This is a genomic window from Falsiroseomonas sp. E2-1-a4, assembly GCF_051433165.1.
Lineage (GTDB): Bacteria > Pseudomonadota > Alphaproteobacteria > Acetobacterales > Acetobacteraceae > Falsiroseomonas.
This window is the reverse complement of the sequence record NZ_JBHMFS010000002.1, coordinates 70040-94489: the sequence shown is the minus strand read 5'-3', so window position 1 is coordinate 94489 and position 24450 is coordinate 70040. Positions and strand designations below refer to the sequence as shown.

Genomic DNA, 24450 nt, shown 5'->3' with positions numbered 1-24450 from the left:
AATCGCGGCGCTGTGTATTCCGGGGGGGTGCCGGCTTTGACTGCGCTGATCGAGATCGAGCGCCTGACGAAACGCTTCGGGGCCTTCACGGCCGTGGATGACGTGACGTTTTCCGTCGCCAAGGGTGAGGTGCTGGGCTTCCTCGGCCCGAATGGCGCCGGCAAATCCACCACCATGCGGATGCTGGCGGGCTTCATGACGCCCACCTCCGGCACCGCCCGCATCTGCGGGGAGGATGTGGTGGATCGCCCCGTGCCGGCGAAGCGCCATCTCGGCTTCCTGCCCGAGGGCGCGCCGACCTACCCCGAGATGACCGTCACCGGTTTTTTGCAGTTCTGCGGCCGTGCGCGGGGCTTCCATGGTTCCGCGCTGGGTGACCGCGTGGCGCATGCCATGTCTCTCACTCAGCTCGAAGGCGTCCGCCTGCAGCCTGTGGAGACATTGTCGAAGGGCTTCAAGCGCCGCGTCGGCCTGGCCGCCGCCCTGTTGCACGACCCCGCCGTGCTGGTGCTGGACGAGCCGACCGATGGCCTCGACCCGAACCAGAAGCACGAGGTCCGCAACCTGATCCGCGCCATGGCGCCGGAAAAGGCGATCGTCATCTCCACCCACATCCTCGAGGAAGTGGCCGCCGTCTGCACCCGCGCCGTGGTCATCGCGCGCGGCCGCGTGGTGGCGGATGCGACGCCGGCGGAACTCGCCGCGAAGGGACCGACCATGGACGCCGTCTTCCGCGCCCTGACCTTGCCTGACGTGGAGGCCGCGTGATGGGTGGCCTGGTCACCGTCTTTCGTCGCGAATTGGCGGGCTATTTCGCCACGCCCGTCGCCTATGTGTTCATCGTCATCTTCCTGGTGATGGCCGGCGCGCTGACCTTCACGCTGGGCAATTTTTTCGCCCGCGGGCAGGCGGATTTGCAGCCCTTCTTCACCTTCGTGCCCTGGCTGTTCCTGTTCCTGGTGCCGGCGCTGACCATGCGGCTTTGGGCCGAGGAACGCCGCCTCGGCACCATCGAATTGCTGCTGACCCTGCCGCTGGCGCAGTGGGAGGCGGTGGTTGGCAAATTCCTCGCCGCCTGGGCGTTCTGCGCCATCGCGCTCGCCCTGACCTTCCCCCTGGTCATCACGGTGAACCTGCTGGGCAATCCGGATAACGGCGTGATCCTGACCGGCTATCTGGGCTGCCTGATGGTGGCCGGCGCCTTCCTTGCTGTCGGTGCCGCGATTTCGGCGCTGACCAAGAACCAGGTCATCGCCTTCGTCCTGGCCGTCGCCGCCTGCTTCTTCCTGACCGCCGCCGGCAGCCCGGTGGTGACGGAGTTCCTGTCCCAGCGCGTCCCGGAGCTGGCCGACATAGCGCGCGCCATCAGCATCACGGAGCGCCTGGGCGGCTTCACCCGTGGCGTGATCTCGGCGCGGGATGTCGTGTTCTTCGCCTCCTTCATGGCCTTCTTCCTGTTCGCGAACACCGTCGCGATCAACCAGCGGAAGGCGGATTGACGCTCATGAGCACCACCCTTTCCCCCGCAAAGCCGCAAGGCAAGCGTGGCTTGTCCGCGCTGCTGGCGCTGGCGCTGGCCGCCGTGCTGCTGGTCGGCGTGAACATGCTGGCCGACCGGCTGCTGTCCCGCGCCCGCATCGATCTGACGCAGAACCGCCTCTACACCCTGTCCGACGGCACCCGTCAGGTGTTGCAGGGCCTGGCCGACCCGGTGACCTTCCGCGTCTTCTACTCCCGCCGCCTCGGCGCCGCGATTCCGCTGTATGGCGCCTATGCCGAGCGGGTGCGGGCGATGCTGGAGGAATATGCCGCCGTCTCCGACGGCAAGGTACGGCTGGAATTCTTCGACCCGGAGCCCTTCTCCGAGACCGAGGACCGCGCCATGGCGCTCGGCATCCAGGGCGTGCCGGTCGATCAGTCCGGCGAGCAGGTCTATTTCGGCCTGTCCGGCGTGAACCTGCTGGACGACGAGCGGACCATTCCCTTCTTCCAGCCGGACCGCGAGCGCTTCCTCGAATACGATTTGACCCGGATGGTGTGGGAGCTTTCCAATCCGACGCGGCCGGTGCTCGGCGTGATCTCCTCCCTGCCGCTGAACGGCGACCCGCGAGCGATGATGATGCGCCAGCCGGGCGTCGGGCAGCCCTTCGTGGTGATGAACCAGATCCGCAATTTCTACACGGTGCGGGACGTGGCGATCGACGCGCAGGTGATCGAGCCGGATGTGCAGGTGCTGCTGGTGGCGCATGCCCAGGGCCTGTCCGACGCCACGCTCTACGCCATCGACCAGTTCGTCATGCGCGGCGGGCGCCTGATCGCACTCACCGACCCGCACAGCGAAAGCCAGGCCTCCCGCCCCTCCCCGGGCCAGCGGCCAGCGACCGATACCTCCTCCTCCCTGTCGCGGCTGCTAAATGCCTGGGGTGTTGAGGCGCCGTCGGACAAGGTGGTGCTGGATTTGCGCGGCGCCTGGCGCGTCCGCGCCGATCCGCGGGACCGCGTGCAGGCGGTGGACTACGCCGCCTGGTACAATGTGCCGACCGAGGGGCTGAACCGCACCGAGGTCGCCACCGCCGAACTGCAACAGGTCACCGTCGCCTCCGCCGGTGAGGTGCGCCGGCGCGAGGGGTCCACGGTGGAATTCACCCCGCTGATCACCAGCAGCACGCGTTCCATGCTGGTGGATGCGACGGCGGTGCGGACCGATCCGAGCCCATCGCGCCTGCTCGCCGAGTTCCGCCCGGACGACACCATCCGCACCATCGTCGCCCGCGTGCGCGGCCCGCTGAACAGCGCCTTCGAAGCGGCACCCCCGCCGCCCGAGGGCGCCGAGCGTCCCGCGGAGTTCCCGGCGCATCGCCCGCGCACCGAAGGCCCGGCCAACCTGATCGTCGGCAACGACGCCGATATTTTGGAGGACCGCTTCTGGGTCCGCACCCAGGATTTCTTTGGCCAGCAGGTGGCAACGCCGATCAGCGACAACGGCGCCCTGCTGATCAACCTCGCCGACAGCATGGCGGGCGGCGAAGCGCTGGTCTCGCTGCGGTCCCGCGGTGAATCGCTGCGCCCCTTCGCCATGGTGGATGACATCCGCCGCGATGCGGAGGCCCAGTTCCGCCAGACGGAGCGCGGCCTGACGGAACGGCTGGAAGCGACCGAGCGCCGCCTGCGCGAACTCCGCCAGGGCGGCGGCCAGGGCACCCAGGCGAACGCCGTCATCACGCCGGAACAGCGCGCCGAGATCGACGCGGCCCGCGCCGAGATCGTCCGCACCCGCGGCCAGCTTCGCCAGGTGCAGTTGGAACTGCGGCGGGATATCGAGCGGCTGGAAACCTGGCTGCGGCTGGTCAACATCGCCCTGGTGCCGGCACTGCTGACGCTGTTCGCCATCGGTCTTGGCATCATGCGGAACCGGCGTCGCGCGGGGGCACGGGCATGAAGCGCCGCACGCTGCTCATCCTCGGCGGCGCCGCGGCGGCGGCCGTGGGGGGCGCCATCCTGCTGACGCCAGATCGCGCCAGCCCGCCGCCAAGCTCGGCCAGCGACCTCGCCTTCCCGGGTCTTGCGCCGCGCCTGGCGAATGCCGCGACCATCGAGGTGCAGCGCCATGATGGCACGCTGCTGGTCCGCCGCGCCGGCGAGGCCTGGGTGCTGCCCGCCAAGGCGGACTATCCGGTGCGGCCGGAACGGGTGCGGGAATTGCTGGTCGGCCTGACCGAGCTGCGCCTGACGGAACCGCGCACCGCCAACCCGGAAATGCTGGACCGCCTCGGCCTGGATGACCCCACCCGCCCCGCCGCCACCTCCTCCCTGCTCCGCGTGCTGGATGCGCAAGGTGGCGCGATTGCGGAGCTGGTGGTGGGGCGCCGGCGCATGCGGGTGCAGGGCAATGTGCCGGAATCGGTCTATGTCCGTCGCCCGGCCGAAAACCAGGCTTGGCTGGCCGAGGGCCGGCTGCCGCTGGATTCGGACCCGAATCTCTGGATCGACCGCGACCTCGCCAATATCCCGCGCGATCGCGTGCGTGGCGCCAACATCCATCGCCAGGGTGAGGCGCCGCTGATCCTGCGTCGCGGCGCCGACACGGACGCAGCGCTGGCCGTGCTGGAACCCACCGAAACGCCGGAGCTGGACGAGATCAGCCTGGACGAGGTGGCGCGCGGCTTCGAATTCCTCACCTTCCTCGATGTGCGCCGTGCCACGGAAATCCCCGGCGAGCGCATCGGCGAGGGCCGCTTCGAACTGACCGACAACCTCCGCATCACCATCGTCGCGCATAAAGATGGCGAGACGCTGTGGGCGACAATGTCGGCGGAAGGCGATGCGGAGGCCGATCGGCTGAACGCCCGCTGGCAGGGCTGGGCCTATCAGCTCGGCCAGTGGAAGGAAAAGGCCTTCGTGCCGCGGCTGTCGGATCTGCGGAAGCAGGAGGCCAACGCCCCCGCCGCGCCCGAAGCGCCCCCGGAAGCAGCCCCCGAAGCGCCCGCCGCACCACAGTGACGGCCAACCCGCGCGAGTACCCGACCCGCCCCTGGGTCGGCATCGGCGTGGTGCTGCTGCGTGGCGATGAGGTGCTGTTGATCCGCCGTGGCCGCGCGCCGCGCCTCGGCGAGTGGTCCCTGCCCGGCGGCGGCCAGCGCCTCGGCGAAACGGCGGAGACTTGCGCCCGCCGCGAATTGCTGGAGGAGGCGGGCGTCGAAGCCGGCCCGCTGCGCCTGCTCGCCGTGGTCGATGCCATCACCCCGGGCGAGGCCGGGCGCGGCCCGCGCTTCCACTACACCATCATCGATTTCGCCGGCGCCTGGCTGTCCGGTACCGCCCGCCCCGGCGGCGACGTGACGGAGGTGGCCTGGGCCGGGCTGGATGCGCTGGAGCCCTTCGGCCTGTGGCCGGAGGCCCACCGCGTGATCGCCCTGGCACGCCAGCAGGCGTAGCGCTTCAGCGCCGCCGCCGCGCCAGCCCGCTCAGTAGCAGCAGCACGCCGAGCACCGCCGGCACCACCCAGGACGGTGCCTCCAGCACCGGCAGGAACACCCAATCCCATAGCTCCGGCAGAATGCGGCGCTGAACCCCGGCCTGGAGGGTGTTCAAGAATTCCGGCCAGATGCCGAAGATCACCGCGCCCAACGGCGTCCCTGCGCCGTACCAGCCGGCCAGGACCGCAGCGCCGGCCAGCAGCAGGATGCCGAGGATCTTCAGGCCCAAAGCCTCTCACCCTGGAGGTTGCTGTACAGCCCGGCGACGAAATCGCCGTAGCCGTTGAACAGCCGCGTCGGCACCCGTTCGTTGCTGCCGATCAGCCGTTCCGTCGCCTGGCTCCAGCGCGGATGCGGCACCTCCGGGTTCACATTGGCCCAGAAGCCATATTCGCTGGCCTGCAGCGTTTCCCAGAAGGAGACGGGGCGCTGGTCCGTCACCGTGATGCGGGCGATCGACTTGCCGGATTTGAAGCCATACTTCCACGGAAACACCACGCGGAACGGCCCACCATTCTGCGGCGGCAGCGGCTTGCCGAACAGGCCGACCGGCATGAAGGTCAGTTCGTTGCCTGCTTCCTCGATGGTGCAGCATTCAATATGCGGCCAGGGATACCAGGATTGCCGCAGGCCGGTCATCACCTCCGGCTTCTGGGCGGTTTCGAAACGCACGAATTTGGCGGAGCCCAGCGGCTTCACGAACTCCAGCAGCTTCGACAACTCGAAGCCGGTCCAGGGCACCGTCATGCCCCAGGCCTCGACGCAGCGCAGGCGGTAGACCCGTTCCTCCAGCCCGATGCGGCGGATGATGTCGTCCACGTCGAATTCGCCGGGGCTTTCGACCATGCCATCCACCTTGATGGTCCAGGGACGCGTCGGCATCCGCAGCGCGGTGGGCCAGATGCCCTTGTCGCTGCCGAATTCGTAGAAATTATTGTAGGTGACCGCATCACGCTCCGGCGACAGCTCGCGGCCAGCCGGATAGCGAGTGTTCCGCATGGCCGGCGGCAGGTCCGGCAGGTCTTCCGGCAGGCGGGTCCAGGGGTCGGCCGGCGCGCTGCGGCGCCAGAATTGCGCCTCCGCCGCGCCGGGCGCCAGCATCGCCCCGGCGCCGGCGGCCGCCATCAGGGCGCGGCGCCCCAGCACCAGATGCTCCGGCGTGGCCTGGCTTTCGGGGATTTCCCAGCCGCGCGGTCGCTTGATCAGCATGGATATCTCCGCCTTCAGTTAGCCTACAGCTTCGATCGCGACCCTGTTTCGTCAAGGACGCGGCAGGATGGCCGTGGGCGGCAGATCCGGCCGCGTCTCGATGCGGAAGGCGCGATAGCGCTCCGCCTCGATCCCGCGCCGGCTGCGCAGCAGCGGGCCATCGGCGCGCAGAATAAGCCGGGCTTCCGGCCAATCCGGCGCGCTGTCACGTCTTTCGCTCTGCACCAGCAGGCCGGTTACGCCGGGCACGGGGCGCGGCAGATTAAAAAGCGCCCATCGCGGATTCAGCGCCACCACCGGCACGCCGGGCGGCAGGTTCAGGGCGAGCTGCGCGGCCAGGCCATATTCCTCCGCCGCCACGAAAAGCGCGCCCTGAGCGCGGCGCTCCGCCTCCACCGCCGCGGCCAGTTCCGGCCAGCCGCCAAGCCGCGCCAAGGTCGGATCCTGGCGCCGGCCGAGCGGCAGCGGTGCGAAGGCCGCCTGGATATAGACCGCCAGCGCCAGCACCGCGCCGAGGCCCACCGCCGGCCGGCGCCAGGACAGCAGGCGCGGCGGGATGCAGGCGGCGGCGGCGATGCAGGCGGCGGGGTAGAGCATGGCGGGCCAATTGCCCTGCACTCGGCTGCCGGTGGCCTGCCAGGTGAACAGCGCCACCCCCGGCAGCACCAGCGCCGCCAGCAGCCCGGCCGCCGCATCGCCCCGCCACCAGCGCCGCGCCGCCACCGCCACCCCCACCACGCACAGGATGAAGACCAGCGGTGTCGCCAGCCCGAACTGCCCGCCCAGCAATTCGCCGAGGTAACGAAATGTGAAGCCGGCCTCGTCCGTGCCCGCGCGGCCGCCCTGCTTGGCGAAGGAGGCCCATTCGTTGCGCGCGTTCCACAGGACCACCGGCAGGAACACCAGCGCGGCCAGCGCACCGCCGGCGTAAAGCCGCCAGTCCCGCCACCAGCGCCAGGCCTCCCGGCTGGCCAGCAGCCACAGTACCACTCCGGCGCCAAGCAGCGCGGCCGTATATTTGGAGAACAGCGCCAGCCCCGCCAGCAGCCCGAAGGCCAGCCACCAGCGCCCATCCTGGCTGGCATGCAGCCGCGCCAGCGCCCACAGAGCCGCAGTCCAGAACACCAGCAGCGGCAGGTCGGGCGTCATCAACAGGCCGCCGACGCCGACCAGCAGCGTCGCGTTGAACAGCGCCGCCGCCCAAAGCCCGGGCCGCCGTTGCGGGAACAGCGCATCCGCCGCCCGCGCCAGCAGCACCGTGGCCACCGCGATGGAGAGCGGCCCGATCAGCCGGATGCCGAGGGCGTTCTCGCCCGCCAGCAGCGTGCCGGCGCGGATGAACCAGGCGACCATCGGCGGATGGTCCAGGTAGCCCCATTGCAGGCTATGCGACCACACCCAGTAATACGCCTCATCCGGCGCCAGCGGCACCAGAGCGGCCACCCCAAGCCGCAGCGCCGTGACGGCCAGGAGAAGCCAGAGCACGCTCATCGCGCCCGCCACACCAGGGTGGAGGATACGGCGTAGTTCCACACCACCGTGATCAACGCGCCGGCCGCCCCCGCCGCGCCCCAGGCCAGCAGTCCGTCCCGCACCAGCAGCCCGGCAATGCCGACATTGGCCGCGGCGCCGATGCCGCAGACCACGTAGAACAGCGCCAGGCCCCGCCAGAGCGCCGGCCCGCGCAGCCTGGCATCCCGATAGGTGATGCGGTTGTTCAGCACGAAATTCGCCGTCATCGCGACAAAGGTCGCGGCCCATTGCGCCGCCCCGAAGCCCAGCGCGCCCACCAGCAGCGCCAGCGCCGCCATATGCACCACCAGCCCCACCGCGCCGACCGCGGCGAAGGCCAGGAAACGCATCGGCACCGCGCCACCGGTCGCCTTGTCCAGCAGCAGCCCGGCGAATTCCAGCAGCACCGTGGCATCCAGCTTGCTTTCGCCGGCGAGGCGGGAGCGGAAACTATAGGGCACCTCCGCCACTACCAGCTTGCGGCGGGCCGAAAGCAGGATATCGAGCAGGATCTTGAAGCCGCGCGCCGCCAGCCTCGGCGCCACATCCTCCACCACATCCCGCCGCAGTAGGAAGAAGCCGCTCATCGGGTCCGCCACCGGCACCGGCAGCAGCATCCGCGCGAGCCGGGCGCCGCCATCCGAAAGCGCGCCACGCGCGGCCGAAAACCCGCCCGAGGCGGCGCCGCCCGTCACATGGCGGCTGCCGATGGCGATATCGGCCCCCGCCTCAACCGCTGCCAACATGGCGGGCAGGATGGTTTCGTCGTGCTGGAGGTCGCCATCCATCACCGCGACGAAGGGGGCGGAGACCGAAAGCATGCCCTCGATGCAGGCGGAGGCCAGTCCGCGGCGGCCGATGCGGCGGATGCAGCGCACGCGCGGGTCCTCCGCCGCGATGGCGCGGGCGGCGGCGGCGGTGCCATCGGGGCTGTCGTCATCGACGAACACCGCCTCCCAAGCCAAGCCTGCCAGCGCGGCATCGAGCCTGGCGACCAGGGGCGCGACATTGGCGGCCTCCCGGAACACGGGGATGATGATGGCCAGACGGGCAGGCTGGAGCGAGCGCACGCGGGGCCTCTACAGCACTCTCCCCCGCCTGGGAATCGCCGCCCGGCGATTCCCAGGCGCCGGTGAGGATGCAGCCCGGCAGGCGACCCCGCAGGCCCGGCCAACCAACACTACAGATTATACGAAGGGTAGCGTGACGGGTCGGCGCATGTGATGAATCCGCATCATGACGATGCCGTGGACAGTCTCGAATTCGGTCACCCGGTCGCGGCCACGGTGCTGGGCGTGGTGAACCCGCCACCCGATGCCGCCGCGGCAACCCGGCTGCCCTGGCGCGGGCTGCTGTTGCTGCGGGCCTCCGCGGTGCTGCTGCCGCTGGGGGCCCTGGTCGCCATCAGTTTCAGCACGATGGCCACGGTGGAGCAGGCGGCGCGCGGACGGGTGGAGCGCGTGGCCGAGATGCTGCACGAGCACGCGCTGCGCGCCTTCGATGCCCAGGAACTCACCATCGCCGCCATCGTCCATCACATGCGGGGTCTGGCGTGGCAGGATGTGCCCGCGGATGTGGGTGTGTACGGCTTCCTGCGCGCGCTGGATGCGGTGAACCTCAATTCTGGCGGCCTTGCGCTGGTCGCCCCGGGTGGCCTCATGGTGATGTCGAGCGCGCAGCCCTTCGGTGCGCCGCCGCGCGATGTCGCCCACCGGGACTATGTGGCGGCGCAGCGCGCGGGCAGTCCGATCCCCGAGACGGTCTTCATCGGCCAGGTCGTGCGCGCCTCCGATCGAGGCATGCCGCTGTTTCCCGTGGTCCGCGCCAGGCCCCGCGCCGATGGGCTGAGCGATGGCGGCACCATCCTGGCCACGCTCTGGCCCGGCAATTTCCAGACCTTCTACCGCAGCATCCTGGAATCGCCGGAGGATCAGGTCACGCTGTTCCGCCTGGATGGCGCGGTACTCGCCGCGGTGCCGGAGCCGGCGGAGCCGGTGGGCGCCGCCCTGCCGCGCAGCGCCGGGGGCATGCTGCGGGCGCTGCGTCGTGGCCCGCTGGAGGTGCTGCAAGGCCCCTCCCCCTTCGACGGCGTACCGCGGATGACGGCGATCAGGCGGCTGGCACGGCATGATGTCGGCATTGCCTACGGCCTGTCGCAGCAGGCCCTGTTCCGGGACTGGCGGCGCCGCATGCTGGGCCCGCTGACCGGCGCGACGCTGTCCATGGTGGTGCTGCTGGCCGCCATCTGGCAGGCGGAACGCAGCATGCGAAGCCGCAGCCTGGCCGAAGCGCGCGCCCGCGGCGCGGAACGCCAGGCCACGCTCGGCCTGCTCGCGGGCGGGTTGGCGCATGATTTCGGCAACATCACCCAATCCGTGACTGCCGCGGCCCGGCTACTGCAACGCCATGCGGAGGACGCCGCGCGGGTACGACAGGTGGCCGACCTGCTGCAAAGCCATGCGACGCGTGCCACCGCCCTGTCCCGCCGCCTGCTGGACACCACGCGGCGCAGCGACCCCCTGGCGCTGGAGTCGGCGGGCGCTGTGGACATCACCACCTCGCTGCGCGAACTGACCGGCCTCCTGGACGCGACACTCGGCGCCGGTACCCGCGTGCGCTGCGACGTGCCGCCCGGGCTGCGCAGCGCGCCCGGGCTGGACCGGGCGGAGCTGGAGACGGCGCTGATCAACCTGGCGGCCAACGCGCGTGATGCCATGCCGCAGGGCGGCGAGGTGTGGATCACGGCGCAGCGCTTTCAGGTCCCGCCGCGCCCCGCCGGGGCGCCTTCGCTGACACCGGGCAGCTACCTCCGCATCACGGTGCGCGACTCCGGCCAGGGCATGTCGGCGGAGGCGCTGGCCCGGCTCGGCGAGCCCTTCTTCACGACCAAGCCGCCGGGTCGCGGCACCGGCCTTGGGCTGGCGATGGTGGCGGCCTTCCTGCGCCGCGCCGATGGGGCGCTGTTGGCGGATAGCCGGCCCGGCCAAGGCACCGCGGTGCATATGCTGCTGCCGGCGGGCTGAGCCGGCGGGCTGGGCCAAAGGGGGCCCCGCACAATCCCTTACACACGCCTACGTTGTCTGAACTACCGGCGTAAGGGCAATTTGCCTTCCAATGAAGCGACCCTTAATGTCTGATGCTACCAGGAGTTGCTCTCAGTAAATCGTTGCCACCCTATAGGGAAGCGCCCCCCTCTTTGCCGCCCGCCGCATTGCCCGCAAACGAGACTGAGCGCCTCCGGGCATTGCGTGCCACGGGCATGCTCGATACTCCGCCCGAGGCGCGCTTCGACGGCTTCGCCCGCCTGGCCGCGCATCTCGTCGGCGCACCGATCGGGCTTGTCAGCCTGGTGGATGCCGACCGGCAGTGGTTCAAGGCGGCCGCCGGGCTGGACCTGCGCGAGACCCCCCGCAGCACGTCCTTCTGCGCCCACGCGATCCTCGCCCCGGACGAGGTGATGGTGGTGGAGGATGCGCGGCTGGACCCGCGCTTCACCGACAACCCACTGGTCACCGGCCCCCCGCATATCCGCTTCTATGCCGGCGCGCCGATCATCAACCAGCATGGCCACGCGCTCGGCACGCTTTGTGTGGTGGACCATGAGCCCCGGCAGATGCCGCCCGCCGCATCGCGCGCTCTGGCGGACATCGCCCAGGGCGTCGCGGCCGCCATCGAATTGCGGACCAGCCTGGATTCGGCCCAGTCTGCGGCGCTGCGTGACCCGTTGACCGGCCTCGGCAACCGGCCGCTCTTCGAACAGAGCCTGATGGCCGCGATCACGCTGGCGCGGGGCCCGGCGCAGCACGGCTTCGCCGTGTTCTGCCTCGATCTCGATCGCTTCAAGGCGGTGAACGACCTGCTCGGCCATGCCGGCGGCGACGCCCTGCTGCGGGAGGCGGCGCGGCGGCTGGTGGGCTGCGTGCGCGCCGATGATACCGTGGCGCGCCTCGGCGGCGACGAATTCGCCGTGATCCTCTCCGGCCCGGTGACGCATGCGGAAGCCGAAGCCCTGGCGGTGCGGCTGATCGAGGCGCTGAGTGCCCCCTTCGAATACCAGGGCCAGCCGGTGCCGATCCGCACCTCCGTCGGCTATGCGCTGGCGCCCGCCGATGGGCTGGATGCGGATGCGCTGCTGCGGCGCGCGGATAATGCGCTGTATTCCGCGAAGAACCAGGGGCGCGGCCGGCAGATGCGCTTCGACCCGGCGATGGAGGGCCAGCTCGCCAGCCGCCAGTCGCTGGAGCGGGATCTGCGCGCGGCGCTGGCGCAGGGCACCTTCCGGTTCGAATGGCAGCCGGTGGCCGATACCGTGACCGGCGAGGTGACGAGCTGCGAGGCGCTGTTGCGCTGGGACCGGCCCGGCTTCGGCCCGGTTTCCCCAACCATCTTCGTGCCGATCGCGGAGGCCTGCGGCCTTGGCGGCATGCTGGATGAATGGGTGCTGCGGGAGGGCTGCCGCCAGGCCGCCGCCTGGCCCTATCCGCTGAAGGTGGCGTTGAACGTCTCCGCTTCGCGCTTCCATCTCGGCGGGCTGGCGGGGCTGGTGTCCAGCATGCTGCGCGATTCCGGCCTGGCGCCGGACCGGCTGGAGCTGGAGGTCACCGAAGGCACGCTGATCAAGGACGAGGCCGCGGCGGCGGTGACGATCGAGGAGCTGCACGTGCTCGGCGTGCGTGTGGCGCTGGATGACTTCGGCACCGGCTATTCCTCGCTCGGCTACCTGCACGCCCTGCCGCTGGACAAGGTGAAGCTGGACCGGTCCTTCATCCGCGACATTGATGGCAGCGAACGCGCCCGCAGCGTCATCCGCGCGGTGCTGCAACTGTGCCGCGGCCTCGGCATCAAGGCCTGCGCGGAGGGGGTGGAGACGCAGTCGCAACTCGATTTCCTGCGCATCGAGGGCTGCGACCTAGTGCAGGGCTACCTGATCGGCCGGCCAAACCCGAACCCGCCGCTGCCGCAGGGCTCTTCGCCTTCCGGCACGACCTGGACCCTGGCGCCACGCCCGGCAATCGCCGCCGACCCGGCCGGCGCCGCCACCGCGCCCCCCCGCCCGGCCGCGCGCACCCCGCCCCGCGCCTTGCCGCCTCAGCGCTGGGGCCTTGGCATCAGGCGGCGCTGGGCGAGCTTTGCGGTGCTGGCGATGCTGCCGATGCTCGCCTTTTCCGCCTGGCTGTTCGAAACCGAGACGCATGACCGCATCCTGACCGCCGAGACCGAGGCCGCGACCGCCGCGGCGCGCGGCGCGCGGGAGGTGGAGGCACTGGTCAGCCAGGCCCGCACCCTGCTGACCGCCCTGGCCCGCGTGCCGGAAGTCTCCGGTACCTTCGATGCCGGCGAGGCGGGCCGGGTCGATGCCCCGGCCGGCGCCCGCGCCTGTCGCGCCGTGCTGCAGCCGATTGCCGCAACCGCGCCGTGGCAACGCTCGCTGAGCGTGATCCGCACCGACGGCACACTGATCTGCCATAGCGGCGATTCGCCCGGGACGGCGTCGGCCGATGTTCCGCAGTTCCACCGCGTGCTGCAGACCGGCACGGAGGTGCTATCCGATCTCGTGCCGGCTGGGCCGGACGAGCCGCCGATGCTGCACCTGCTGGTGCCGGTGCTGGGCCAGGATGGGCAGGTTGCGGCGGTGCTGGGCGCGGGGCTGGATCCGGACTGGCTGCGCGGCCTGCTCATCGCCGCCGCGCCGCGCGATTTTCGCATCGCCGTGATCGACGGCACCGGCCGGCTAGTGGCGCTGCATGTGCCGGGCGCCGGGCCCGAAAGGGCGGCCGGCTGGCGGCCCGGGGTCGATGTCAGCACCCATCCGGCCGCCCGTGCCGCCCTGTCCAGCCCTGGCCCAGGGCTGCTGCGCGCACCGATGCTGGAAGGTATCACCGGAATCTTTGCCCATGCGCCCGTTGGCCGGACCAGCCTGCGGGTGATCCTTGGCGTGGATGAGGAGGCACTGCTCGCGCCCGTCCGCCAGCGCCGCCTGCTGTCCTATCTGCTGCTCGGCCTGGGTGGGCTTGCGGTGCTCGGGATCATTCTGGGGCTGGGCGAGGTCATGGTGCTGCGGCCGATCCGCCGGCTTGGCCGTACCGTGGACCGGCTGGCGGATGGCGACCTCTCGGCCCGGGTCGGGCTGGACCGCCGGGTGGCGACGCCGGAACTGGCGGCGCTGGCGCAGCGTCTGGACCACATGGCCGCGCGCCTGGCCGCGGCGCTGGAGACGGCGCGGGCGGCCAGCGCGGTGAAGTCCCGCTTCCTGTCCGCGGCCAGCCATGAACTGCGGACGCCACTGAATGGCATACTGGGCTGGGCGCAGCTTCTGCTGCGCGACCGCAGCCTGGGGCCTGACCATCGCGAGCAGGTCCGGACCATCGTCGAGGCGGGGGAGCACCTAGCCGGCGTCGTCGGCCGCCTGCTGGAGATCAGCACCATCGAGGCAGGGCGCGCCGAGGCGCCGCGGCTGGAGGCTGCCGATGCGGCGGCCCTCGCACGGTCCTGCATCGACCTGCTGCGGCCCGGCGCGGACCAGAAGGGCCTGGCGCTGCGGATCGAGGTGGCGGCCGATGTGCCACGCGCCGTGCTGCTGGACCGCGCAAGGGTGCGGCAGGTGCTGCTGAACCTGCTGGGCAATGCGGTGAAGTTCACCGATCACGGCGGCGTCACGCTGCGCCTGTCAAAGCCGCTGGAGGGCAGGCTGCGCTTCGAGGTGACGGATACCGGCCCTGGCGTCTCACCCATGCTGAACGGGCGGCTATTCCAGGATTTCGTCCGCTATGACCCGCGCGGCACCGGCGCCGCCGGCTCCGGCCTCGGGCTTGCCGTCTCGGCCCGTTTCGCGGCGCTGCTCGGCGGGCAGATCGAGTATGAGGCCGGGCCAGGCGGGCACGGCAGCGTCTTCTGGTTCGAGCTTCCGGCCGCGGTGGCAAGCGAGCCGGCGGGCGCGGCGGTACCTGCGCCCATCCTCGCCCCGGTTTCCGGCATGACGCCCCCGGCCGCGCCGCTGGTGCTGCCGCTGCGGGGCACCGTGGTCAATGCCACCGCCGTGCCGAACACCGCCGTGCCCGACGCCGCCATGGCGGTGGCGCCGGCGCCGTGGGCCGATGGCCGGCGGCTGCGGATCCTGGCCGCGGATGATGTGGCCGCGAACCGCCTGCTGCTGCGTGCGACGCTGGAGGCGGTGGGCCACAGCGTGGAGTTGGTGGCCGATGGCGCCGCGGCGGTGGAGGCGGTGTCGCGGGAGGCGGCGGGCTTCGACGCGGTGCTGATGGATGTGCAGATGCCCGGCATGGACGGGCTGGAAGCCACCCGCCGTATCCGCGCCCTGCCCGGCCCGATCGGCCGGGTGCCGATCCTCGCCGTCACGGCCGGCGCCTTCCGGGAGGATATCGCCGCCTGCCACGAGGCCGGCATGGATGGGCATGTGGAAAAGCCGATCCGCGTCGCCACGCTGGAGAAGGCGCTGGCGCAGATCATCGGCGCCAACCCGGCGGGTGGCGAAGCCAGCAGCCCCCGCGAATCCGAGGCGGTGCTGGAACGTCGCGCCTCCGCCTGAGGGCGAAGGCAGCGCGGTCCTACAGCAGCCCGCGGGCGATGCCGCCATCCACATTCACCGTCTGGCCGGTGACATAGGCGGCACGCGGGCTGAGCAGCCAGACCACCATCACCGCCACCTCCTCCGCCGTCGCGAAGCGGCCGAGCGGGATTTCGTGGCTGAACTCCGCGATCACCTCCGCCACCGCCACGCCGCGTTCCGCCGCCAGCTTCTCCGCCCGGTCCTGCCAAAGCCGGGTCAGGGTGCGGCCGGGGGCGACGCAGTTCACGCGGATTCCCTCCGCCGCATATTCGCCGGCCAGCGTCTTGGTCAGCCCCAGCAACCCGGCCTTGTGGACGTTGGAGACGATCTGGTTCGGGTAGGGCATGCGCGATGCCGCCGCGCCCAGCAGCACGATGGCGGGCGCCGCGCCCTGGCGCAGCAGCGGCAGCGCGGCGCGCACGGCGCGGACCGCGGACAAGACGTTGAACTGGTAGTTGCCCAGCCAGTCCGCATCGGTCAGCGCCTCGAACGGTGAACGGATGGAGCCGCCCACGGCGTCCACCAGTGCATCCAGCCCGCCGAGCCGTGCGGCGGCTTCTGCCAGCAGCCGGTCGGCGGTGCCTTCCTGGGTGATGTCGGCCACCGCCGTCGCGGGGGTGCGGCCCACTTCCGCGCCGATGCGCGCCGCTGCCGCAGTGATGCCGGCGGCATCGCGGGAGGCGATCATCACCTCCGCCCCTTCCCCCATCAGCAGCCTGGCCGTGGCAAAGCCGATGCCGGTGGAGGCGCCGATCACCAGCACCCGACGCCCCTGATATCCCAGATCCACGCTCAACCTCCTTCGTCCCCGGCCTTACACGCGCTCATGCGTCTGCCGTTGACTGTCAGCAGTAGGGTGTCTAGGTGACTTGGAGAAGACCAAGAGCCGTTCGGCCACAGTGTCGACGTCCAGGGAGATACCGCCATGACAAAGCTCATCCAAGCCGTTTCGCGCCGTCAGGCGCTGATGCTGGCCGCCGGTGCCGGCGCGGCGCTCGCGGCGCCGGGCATCGCCCGCGCGCAGACCTTCCCGGATCGCCCGGTCACGCTGCTGGTTCCCTTTGCGACCGGCGGCTACAATGACCGCCTGGCGCGTGCCATGGCGCCCTTCCTGCAGAAGCAGCTCGGCCAGCCAGTGACGGTGGTGAACCGGCCGGGTGGCGGCACGGTGCTGGGCAACACCTTCTACATGCAGCAGCCGGATGACGGCTACATGATGATGGTGCATTCGGCCGGCCCCTTCATCCCGCTGTCGATCATCACCCGGAATGCCCGCTACAAGGCGGAAGACTTCCACATGATCAACCTGCCCTCGCGCGACCTGACGCTGGCGGCTTCCGCGACGAGCAAGGGCATCAACTCGATCGACGAGGTGATCTCCCGGCTGAAGGCGGACCCGCGCAGCCTGTCCATCGGCATTCAGCCGGCCTCTGCCGACCTCATCAACATGGCGCTGCTGTTCCAGGCGCATGGCATCGACCGGTCGCGCGTGCGCATCGTCACCTATGATGGCGGTGGGCCGGCGCGCACGGCGACGGCGGGCGGGCATGTCGATGTCGGCTTTGTCGGCGGCGAGGGCTTCCTGCCGATCAAGGACCGCATCAAGCCGTTGCTGCTGTTCACCGACGAGAAGTCCACGGATTACCCGGATGTGGCGCTGCTGAGCGACCACGCCCGCACCGCCGGCTTCCAGCCGCAATCCGTGGACGGGTCGCAGCGCGGCTTCGTCGTGCTGAAGCGCTTCGTCGACGCGCAGCCGGAGCGCTACCGCATCCTGGAGCAGGCGGTGGAGCGTGCGACCAAGGACCCGGAATGCGTCAGCACGCTGGGCAACCAGCAGCTCGCCACCACCTGGTACGGGCCGGAGGCGTCGAACCGCGCCTACCTGTCCTCCGCCGCGCTGATGGCGCAGTATGCCGACCTGCTGAAGCAGGCCTGAGCCACCCCAGCACCCACACCAGGACGAGCGTCGCACCATGCCGGATACCGTGATGCGACGCCGCGTTTCCTGGGCGCCGCTGCTGCTCGTCACCCTGCTGGCCGGGGTGACGTTCGCCTATCTGATCGAGGCGCGCGGCGTCTCGCTCAGCCCGCAGAACCTGCTGCTGCTCCAGCCCACCGCCTGGCTGGTCCTGTTCCTGTGGGCGGTGCTGGCCATCGGCTATCTCCGCACCCCGGCGCAGCTGGAGGAAGGGCCGGCCGAAAGCTGGCCGGATGTCGGCCGTGTGGTCGCCATGGTCGCGGCCTTCGGTGGCTTCATCCTGGCGCTGGAGCCGCTGGGATACGACATCGCCATCTGGGGCTTCACGCTGATCGCGCTGATCATCGGGGGCGAGCGGAACAAGATTGCCCTGGCGATCTTCCCGCTGGTGTTCAGCCTGGCGATCGTCACCGGCTTCCGCCTGCTGGTTCCCTACCCTTTCCCCACCAGCCTTCTCTAGGGCCGCCGCGATGATTGATTTTCCGGCGCTCGGCTCTGCGACGGCCATGCTGCTCGGCTCTCCGGCGGCGTGGATCTGGGTGGTACCTGGCCTGCTGATCGGGCTGCTCTTCGGCGCGCTGCCGGGCATTTCCGTATCCATGGCGATGGCGCTGGTGCTGCCGGCCTCGCTCTACATGGATTTCCTTCCGGCGATCATCTTCCTGACCTCGGTCTACACCGGGGCGGGCTTCGGCGGGTCCATTCCCGCCGTGCTGATCAACATCCCCGGCACCTCCTCCGCCGTCGCCACCACCTTCGATGGCTACCCGATGGCGCGGAAGGGCCAGCACAGCGAAGCGCTGGGGGCGGCACTGTTTGCCTCCTGCATCGGCGTGCTGATCTCCTACGTCGTGCTGTTCCTGCTGGTGCAGCCGCTGGCCGAGATCGTGCTGCGCATCGGGCCGTATGAAATGGCGGCGATCGGCATCTGGGGCCTGGTGCTGCTCGGCTCGATCGGTGGGTCCACAGTCGCCAAGGGTCTCTTTGCGGCCGCCATCGGCGTGCTGTGCGGCACCGTGGGTATGAACACCGCGGGCTACATGCGCGGCGACATGGGCATCCCGTGGCTGCTGGACGGCGTGCCCACCATTCCGGCCATGGTCGGCCTGCTGGCCGCAAGCCAATTGTTCGGGCTGGTGAATGCGAAGTTCATCGTGGAGTCGGAGGAGCATCGCACCATCAGCCTGCGCCGCATCCTGGACGGCGGCGTGATGGTGTTGCGCCATCCGGTCACACTGCTGCGCGGCACCGCCATCGGCGTCTTCGTGGGCGCCGTGCCCGGCATCGGCTCCTCCATCGCCAACCTGATCTCCTATGGCGAAACCCGGCGCGCTTCGAAGAACCCCGAAAGCTTCGGCAAGGGCAATCCGGAGGGCGTCATCGCCGCGGAGTCCGCCAACAGCTCCTCCGAGGGCGGGTCCATGGCGACCATGCTGGCGCTGGGCATCCCGGGCGGCGGCGCCACGGCGATCCTGCTGGCGGCTTTCGCCATGCACAACGTCATCGGCGGCCCGCGCTTCATGGAGCAGAACCGGGACATCGTCTACGCGATCATCCTGTCCAACTTCGCCCAGGCCTTCGTGCTGCTTCTGATCGGCGGCGCCTTCGTCTTCGTCGCCAGCACCATCGTCCGCCTGCCGTTGCGCTACCTGATCCCGTCCGTGCTGGTGATGTCCACCATGGGCGCCTTCGCCATCGAGGGTTCCATTGCCGGGCCGCTGACATTGCTCGTCTTCGCGGTGCTGGGCTGGCTGATGTCCCGCTACGGCTTCCCGGTGGCGGCCATCGTGGTGGGGCTGCTGCTCGGCAAGCTGATCGAGACGGAGATGCTGCGCGCCTATCAGCTTGCCGGCGGCGAGGCGATGCGCGTGTTCGACTACCCGGTCGCGGTCGGCATCATCATACTGATGATCGTCTCGCTCGGCCTGTCGCTGCGCCGGGACCTGCGCCGGCGCGCCGCGCTGAAGACGGACACGGTCGCCGCGGTGGATTGAACCCGTTCGGCGGACGTGCTGACTGGTCGCCGCCGCCAAATGGGAGACGCTGCGATGACCCACCCCCTGCTGCCGCAACTCCGCGCCGCGCGCGTCATCCCGGTGGTCCGCACGAGCGATGCGAGGCTGGCGGCGCTGGCTGTGGAATGGCTGCGCGGGGCGGGCCTGACCATCTTCGAGATCACCCTGACCGTGCCCGACGCCACTGGGCTGATCCGCGCCCTGTCCGCCGACCCGGCGCTGACCATCGGCGCCGGCACCGTGCCGGACCAGGCGGCGGCGGAGGCCTGCCTGGCGGCTGGGGCGCGCTTCCTGGTCGCGCCCTGGGTGGACCCGGCGGTGGCGCAGGCCGCGCGCGCTGCCGGCGCGGTGTCCATGCTCGGCGCCATGACGCCGACCGAGGTGCGCGCGGCACTCGCTGCCGGGGCCGATGTGGTGAAGCTGTTCCCGGCGAGTTCAGCCGGTGGCCCGGCGCATGTGAAGGCGCTGCGCTCGGTGTTCCCGGATGTCGCCTTCTGCCCCACCGGGGGCGTCGATGCGCGCAATGCGCCGGACTACCTGGCAGCCGGCGCCGCCTTCGTCGGCATCGGCGGGCGGCTGGTGGATGAGGCGCTGCTGAAAAGCGGCAATCGCGCCGGAATCGAGGCCGCGGCGCGCGATGTGCTCGGCCTGAAGCAGGCCTGAACGCCGCGCGCCTCATTGTCTGCGTGCAACACTTGCCGCAGGCTTGGGTGGAGACCGCCGTCTGAGTTCCGGAGCATTGCCGCCCATGCCTGACATTCTCTGCCTCGGTGAGCCGATGCTGGAATACAACCAGCAGCCCGTCGGCGCGGATGGCCGCACCCTGTATCTGGAAGGGCATGGCGGCGACGTCTCCAACGCCGCCATCGCCGCCGCGCGTAGCGGTGCCGATGCCGGCATGATCGCCCATATGGGCCGCGACCGGCCGGGCGAGAGCTTCGCGCAGCTCTGGGCGCTGGAAGGCGTGGATGCGACCAGCGTGCGGGTGGACCCGGATGCACCGACCGGCATCTATTTCGTCAGCCACGGGCCGCAGGGCCACGACTTCACCTTCTACCGCCGCGGCAGCGCCGCCAGCCGCATGCGCGCGGCCGATGTGCCGGAGGAGGCGATCCAGGGCGCGCGCATCCTGCATCTGTCCGGCATCAGCCTCGGCATTTCGGACACCGCCTGCGACGCCGCCTTTCACGCCATCCAGGTGGCGCGCAAGGCGGGCGTCACCGTGTCCTTCGACACCAATCTGCGCCTGCGCCTGTGGCCGCTGCGGCGGGCTTCCGCCTGCATCCACACCGCTGTCGGCATGTCCGACCTGGTGTTCCCCTCGCTGGATGATGCGCGGCTGCTGACCGGGCTGGTGGAGCCGGAGGCGATTGTCGATTTCTACCTGAAGCTGTGCCCGCTGGTGCTGCTGAAGCTGGGCGCGGCGGGGCTGATGGTGGCCAGCCGCGAGGCCCGCGCCCATGTCCCCGGCTTCCCGGTGGAGGCGGTGGATGCGACCGGGGCGGGCGATACGCTGGCCGGCGCCTTCCTGGCCCGCGCCGTGGCGGGCGACGACATCTGGCAGGCCGCCCGCTACGCCAACGCCGCCGCGGCGCTGTCCACCACCGGCTATGGCGCCGTCGCGCCGATTCCGACGGCGGCGGAGGTGCATGCCTTCCTGGAGGTGCACCGGAACTGACCCGGCTTCACATGCTGGCGTGTGCGACATGGCGAAGAGGCTGCCCGACAAGGCAAAGGCTCCACCTCAGCCGGCCGATGGAAAGCCCGTGCTCCTGTCGGGCGGCAATCCGCAGATCGCGAAGGCGGATGGGGACGCCCCGGTCCAGGCCTATATCGCCGCCATGCCGGGCTGGAAAAGCGATCTCGGCCGCCGCCTGGACGGGCTGATCACCGCCACGGTGCCTGATGTAAGGCGGTGCGCTGGAATTCCCCCTTCTATGGCATCGAGGGTCATGGCTGGTTCCTGAGCTTCCATGTCCTCACCCGCTACGTGAAGGTGACCTTCTTCCATGGCCTTTCGCTGCAGCCCATCCCGCCTGGCGGCACGGAGCGCAGCAAGGATGCCCGTTGGATCGACATCTACGAGGGCGATGAATTTCCCGAGGCGCAGATGGCGGCCTGGGTCCAGCAGGCCGCGTCCCTGCCCGGCTGGATCCCCTGAGGGTCAGTCCCCGGCGGCCGATGGCACCGGGTCCGGCAACGGATGGACATGGGTTGCCGACTGCTCCCCCACCGCACGCAGGAAGCCGCAGCTTTCGTAGAAGCCGAAGGCCGAAACCGGCGCGCGCACCCGCAGCCGCGGATAGCGGCAGCTCGCCGCCTGGGCCACCACGGCCTGTACCAGTGCGCGTCCAATGCCGAAGCGGCGGGCAGCGCGCAGCACATAAAGCCGCCGCACCCGCCCCACCCGGTCCTGCGACAGGTAGGGATCGCGCGTCAGCGCGCAGACCCCGACCAGCGCGCTACCGACATGCGCCGCCAGCAGCGCATCCCCCAGGCCATCGAAGCGCAGCGTGCCGGCCTGCCAATCCTCGCGCAGCACCTCAAGCATCCGCTGGCCGTCGCCCAGGGCGTCGGCGGCGAGATCCTCGAATTGCTCCGGCAGGGCGTCGATCCGCGCGATGCGGATCGCGGCCGGAGAGGCTCCGCCATCGTGGCGCAGGGTGCGTAGCAACGTCTGGCATGCCTCGGGAGATGAGATTCGCCACTTAGGCGTGCAGCCACCGCCATACCAGCCCCGGGCGCCTCAGGCCGTGCGGCGGTTGTCGCCCGGGCGCAGCCGCAGGCCGGGCCGCAGGCTGGTGAAGGGCAGCGTGGCCGGGTCCGCCACCACCGGACCGGGGGCGGCGACCACCAGCACAACCTCCGCGATCGGCTGGAAATCCGCGCGAAAATGCACGCTGGACTTCAGCGCCAGGATGCGTTGCGCGGAGGGCTCGACGCCGAGATGGCGGAACAGAGCCTGGTCATAGGCCTGCATCTTGCGCGAGGTCACGATCACGCGAACGCCCGGTGCCGGGCTGATCAGCGCAGTCGGGCCTAGATCGGCCGCGTTGCCGCCGGCCATCGGACCGGTGCAGACGAATCGCCCATCGGTCAGCTTCAGCACCCGCGCGGTGACGGCGAGCGGCGCGCCATCGGATTTGCCGCCGAGGCTCAGCGAAACCTCCGCCCCCTCCCCGGCCGCATGGAAGGCGCGGGCGCTTTCGGCATCGTTGATCAGCGCCAGCACCGCGCCTTCCGCCTTTTGGCGGATGAGTTCGGCCAGCAGGCCGGTGGTATCGCCATGGCCGCCGCCGCCGGGGTTGTCCTGGGTATCGGCCAGCACCACCGGGCGGCTTGCCCCGGCGGCGATCTGGATGGCCTTGGCGACGCCGGCCGCGGCATCGTGGATGTCCGGCGCGAAGGCGGATTCGCGCGCGGCGAGGTCGGCCAGCAGCGCCTCCGCCGCCGCATCGGCGCTGGCCTGGTCGGTGGCGAAGGCCGCGAAGGCGGCGCCGCAATCGGCGAAATCGGCATAGGGGAAACCGAAGCAGAGGCCGAGCTCAGCCACACCGTGGCGCGCCGCGATCGCGGCGCGGGCTTCCATGGCATCCGCCATCGGCGGCACCAGCGTGCATTGGCCGGTGATCGGGATCAGGTAGTCGAGCTGCCGGAACGCCTTGGCGAAGGGGCGGCCGAGTTTGATGCGGTCGAACAGCAACTGCATGGCCCGCGCCCCGGCCTCCTTCATGTCCACATGCGGGTAGGTGCGGAAGGGCGCCAGCGCGTCCGCGTGCTGCACCATCGCGGCCGTCAGGTTGCAATGCGGGTCGAGGCTGGCGGTGATCGCGACATCCGGGCCGAGGATGGCCCGCGCGCGGCGCAGCAATTCACCCTCCGCATCCGGGAAATGCTCCGCCACCATGGCGCCGTGCAGGTCGAGATACAGGCCATCGATCGGGCCTTCATCCAGCGCCGCCTGCAGGTCGTGGAAGATCAGCGAAGCGAGGCGCTCGAACGCTTCCGCGGTGACAGGGCCGGCCGGATTCGCAAAACCCCAGGATAGCGGGGCGATAGTGACGCCGGCTTCCTCGGCCACGCGGATGGCGCCGGCGGCGGGCACCGCGGAAGAGCGCAGCGTGTTCAGCAGCGTCGCCGGGCGCTGCACCGGGGGCCAGCCGCCAGGCGCCAGGAAATCCGCCCAGCGGGTCGGGATCTTCGCGAAGGAATGGCTCTCGTGCAGGAAGCCGCCGATGGCGATACGCATGGGAATCAGGGTTCTCCGAAGCCGGTGCCCGGAAGGCTGCCAGCCATGGCGGCGGGTGGGAAGGCGGGCCAGCATGCGGGGCCGAATCGAGAGGAGCCACCATGCCCGACGCCGCACTGCGCCACCCTCTGCCCGCGCCCGTGCCGGCCGCCTTGCGTCAGGTGCCGGTGCCGGGCGGCAGCCTGGCCTGCTGGGATACGGGCGGCGACGGCCCGGCGGTAGTGCTGCTGCATCCGGGCACCGGAAGCCATGCGGTCTGGGGGTATCAGCAGCCGGTGCTGGCGGCGGCGGGCTATCGCGTCATCGGCTATTCGCGGCGCGGGCATCTCGGGTCTCCGGCCACGCAGGACCCGGGCTGCGCGGGGGAGGATCTGGCGGCGCTGATGGAGGCGCTGGGCGTGGCGCGGGCGCATCTGCTGGGCTGCGCGGCAGGCGCCATCGTCGCCTTCGATTTCGCGCTGAGCTTTCCTGAGCGCGTCGGGCGGCTGGTGCTGGCCTGCACGCATATGGGACTGGAGGATGCGGATTACGCCGCGCTCAGCGCCAGCCTGCGGCCCAAGGGCTTTTCCGAATTGCCGGCGACCTTTCGTGAGGTAGGCCCGAGCTACCGTGCTGCGAACCCCGAAGGCACGGCGGCCTGGCTGGCGCTGGAACATGCCGCGATCCAGGGGCCGAGGGTGGAACAGCGCCGGCTGAACCGGCTGGACCGCGCGGCGCTCGGGCGGCTGGCGATGCCGGTGCTGCTGGTCGGCGGCGACGCCGATCTGTGGGCGCCGCCTTCGGTGTTCCGGCAGTTCCAGCGAGCGCTGCCGGGGAGTGAATTGCTGATCCTGCCGGAATGCGGTCACGCGGCGCAGTGGGAACAGCCGGAGGCCTTCAATGCGGCGGTGCTGGGGTTTTTGGGGCGGGGGTAGCACCACCCGCACCCCGTCCAGCCTTTG

At 70.6% G+C, this 24450-nt stretch carries 21 protein-coding genes; 14 read left to right on the top strand and 7 right to left on the bottom strand.

What is annotated here, in order from left to right:
• The first annotated feature begins 27 nt into the window (after nt 1-27).
• The 5 genes from ACFHNC_RS03220 to ACFHNC_RS03200 are packed head-to-tail and all read left to right on the top strand — an operon-like array spanning nt 28 to nt 4934.
• Nucleotides 28-768 carry an ABC transporter ATP-binding protein gene (locus ACFHNC_RS03220; protein ID WP_437167771.1) on the top strand — a complete coding sequence of 247 codons (741 nt, stop codon included), beginning with the start codon at nt 28-30 and terminating at the stop codon, nt 766-768.
• Entirely contained in the window at nt 768-1499 is a 732-nt protein-coding gene (locus ACFHNC_RS03215) for an ABC transporter permease subunit (protein ID WP_437167770.1), read from the top strand. The genes ACFHNC_RS03220 and ACFHNC_RS03215 overlap by 1 nt, the downstream gene beginning before the upstream one ends.
• A 5-nt stretch (nt 1500-1504) precedes the next feature.
• Nucleotides 1505-3439: a GldG family protein gene (locus ACFHNC_RS03210; protein WP_437167769.1), complete on the top strand. Its 1935-nt coding sequence runs from the start codon at nt 1505-1507 to the stop codon at nt 3437-3439.
• Nucleotides 3436-4500, top strand: a complete 1065-nt coding sequence (locus ACFHNC_RS03205; RefSeq protein ID WP_437167768.1) for a DUF4340 domain-containing protein — start codon at nt 3436-3438, stop codon at nt 4498-4500. The genes ACFHNC_RS03210 and ACFHNC_RS03205 overlap by 4 nt, the downstream gene beginning before the upstream one ends.
• Nucleotides 4497-4934: an NUDIX hydrolase gene (locus tag ACFHNC_RS03200; protein ID WP_437167767.1), complete on the top strand. Its 438-nt coding sequence runs from the start codon at nt 4497-4499 to the stop codon at nt 4932-4934. The genes ACFHNC_RS03205 and ACFHNC_RS03200 overlap by 4 nt, the downstream gene beginning before the upstream one ends.
• Before the next feature lie 4 nt (nt 4935-4938).
• Here the strand turns inward: ACFHNC_RS03200 and ACFHNC_RS03195 are convergent, their stop codons facing one another.
• From ACFHNC_RS03195 to ACFHNC_RS03180, 4 genes are read right to left on the bottom strand one after another with little or no spacing between them, the layout of a single operon-like run.
• Nucleotides 4939-5205, bottom strand: coding sequence for a hypothetical protein (locus ACFHNC_RS03195; RefSeq protein ID WP_437167766.1), 267 nt, complete (start codon nt 5203-5205; stop codon nt 4939-4941).
• On the bottom strand, nt 5196-6185 hold the full coding sequence (gene msrP / locus ACFHNC_RS03190) for a protein-methionine-sulfoxide reductase catalytic subunit MsrP (protein ID WP_437167765.1): 990 nt from the start codon (nt 6183-6185) through the stop codon (nt 5196-5198). The genes ACFHNC_RS03195 and msrP overlap by 10 nt, the downstream gene beginning before the upstream one ends.
• A 51-nt stretch (nt 6186-6236) precedes the next feature.
• Nucleotides 6237-7676, bottom strand: a complete 1440-nt coding sequence (locus ACFHNC_RS03185) for a glycosyltransferase family 39 protein (protein ID WP_437167764.1) — start codon at nt 7674-7676, stop codon at nt 6237-6239.
• Entirely contained in the window at nt 7673-8767 is a 1095-nt protein-coding gene (locus ACFHNC_RS03180) for a glycosyltransferase (RefSeq protein WP_437167763.1), read from the bottom strand. The genes ACFHNC_RS03185 and ACFHNC_RS03180 overlap by 4 nt, the downstream gene beginning before the upstream one ends.
• A 153-nt stretch (nt 8768-8920) precedes the next feature.
• Here ACFHNC_RS03180 and ACFHNC_RS03175 point away from each other — a divergent pair, with 153 nt between their 5' ends.
• Nucleotides 8921-10720, top strand: a complete 1800-nt coding sequence (locus tag ACFHNC_RS03175) for an ATP-binding protein (RefSeq protein WP_437167762.1) — start codon at nt 8921-8923, stop codon at nt 10718-10720.
• A gap of 236 nt (nt 10721-10956) precedes the next feature.
• On the top strand, nt 10957-15243 hold the full coding sequence (locus ACFHNC_RS03170; protein ID WP_437167761.1) for an EAL domain-containing protein: 4287 nt from the start codon (nt 10957-10959) through the stop codon (nt 15241-15243).
• Nucleotides 15244-15262: 19 nt separating this feature from the next.
• Here the strand turns inward: ACFHNC_RS03170 and ACFHNC_RS03165 are convergent, their stop codons facing one another.
• Nucleotides 15263-16054: an SDR family NAD(P)-dependent oxidoreductase gene (locus ACFHNC_RS03165; RefSeq protein ID WP_437167760.1), complete on the bottom strand. Its 792-nt coding sequence runs from the start codon at nt 16052-16054 to the stop codon at nt 15263-15265.
• A 135-nt stretch (nt 16055-16189) separates the two neighbouring features.
• Between ACFHNC_RS03165 and ACFHNC_RS03160 the strand changes: the two genes are divergently transcribed.
• The 6 genes from ACFHNC_RS03160 to ACFHNC_RS03135 all read left to right on the top strand — a co-directional run bounded on the left by ACFHNC_RS03160 (nt 16190) and on the right by ACFHNC_RS03135 (nt 21421).
• Nucleotides 16190-17203, top strand: a complete 1014-nt coding sequence (locus tag ACFHNC_RS03160; protein ID WP_437167759.1) for a Bug family tripartite tricarboxylate transporter substrate binding protein — start codon at nt 16190-16192, stop codon at nt 17201-17203.
• A gap of 52 nt (nt 17204-17255) precedes the next feature.
• Nucleotides 17256-17705, top strand: a complete 450-nt coding sequence (locus tag ACFHNC_RS03155; RefSeq protein ID WP_437167758.1) for a tripartite tricarboxylate transporter TctB family protein — start codon at nt 17256-17258, stop codon at nt 17703-17705.
• 10 nt (nt 17706-17715) lie between these two features.
• Nucleotides 17716-19239 (top strand): tripartite tricarboxylate transporter permease, encoded by a 1524-nt coding sequence (locus ACFHNC_RS03150; protein WP_437167757.1) that lies wholly within the window; start codon nt 17716-17718, stop codon nt 19237-19239.
• A gap of 54 nt (nt 19240-19293) precedes the next feature.
• Nucleotides 19294-19923 carry a bifunctional 4-hydroxy-2-oxoglutarate aldolase/2-dehydro-3-deoxy-phosphogluconate aldolase gene (locus ACFHNC_RS03145; protein WP_437167756.1) on the top strand — a complete coding sequence of 210 codons (630 nt, stop codon included), beginning with the start codon at nt 19294-19296 and terminating at the stop codon, nt 19921-19923.
• A gap of 85 nt (nt 19924-20008) precedes the next feature.
• Nucleotides 20009-20938 (top strand): sugar kinase, encoded by a 930-nt coding sequence (locus ACFHNC_RS03140; RefSeq protein ID WP_437167755.1) that lies wholly within the window; start codon nt 20009-20011, stop codon nt 20936-20938.
• A gap of 237 nt (nt 20939-21175) precedes the next feature.
• Nucleotides 21176-21421 carry a DUF1801 domain-containing protein gene (locus tag ACFHNC_RS03135; protein ID WP_437167754.1) on the top strand — a complete coding sequence of 82 codons (246 nt, stop codon included), beginning with the start codon at nt 21176-21178 and terminating at the stop codon, nt 21419-21421.
• Nucleotides 21422-21424: 3 nt separating this feature from the next.
• Here ACFHNC_RS03135 and ACFHNC_RS03130 read toward each other — a convergent pair whose 3' ends face one another.
• Both ACFHNC_RS03130 and ACFHNC_RS03125 read right to left on the bottom strand, forming a co-directional pair.
• Nucleotides 21425-21934 carry a GNAT family N-acetyltransferase gene (locus ACFHNC_RS03130; RefSeq protein WP_437167753.1) on the bottom strand — a complete coding sequence of 170 codons (510 nt, stop codon included), beginning with the start codon at nt 21932-21934 and terminating at the stop codon, nt 21425-21427.
• A 72-nt stretch (nt 21935-22006) separates the two neighbouring features.
• Nucleotides 22007-23509 (bottom strand): M81 family metallopeptidase, encoded by a 1503-nt coding sequence (locus ACFHNC_RS03125; RefSeq protein ID WP_437167752.1) that lies wholly within the window; start codon nt 23507-23509, stop codon nt 22007-22009.
• A 101-nt stretch (nt 23510-23610) separates the two neighbouring features.
• Here ACFHNC_RS03125 and ACFHNC_RS03120 point away from each other — a divergent pair, with 101 nt between their 5' ends.
• Nucleotides 23611-24423 carry an alpha/beta fold hydrolase gene (locus tag ACFHNC_RS03120; RefSeq protein ID WP_437167751.1) on the top strand — a complete coding sequence of 271 codons (813 nt, stop codon included), beginning with the start codon at nt 23611-23613 and terminating at the stop codon, nt 24421-24423.
• Nucleotides 24424-24450 lie beyond the last annotated feature (27 nt).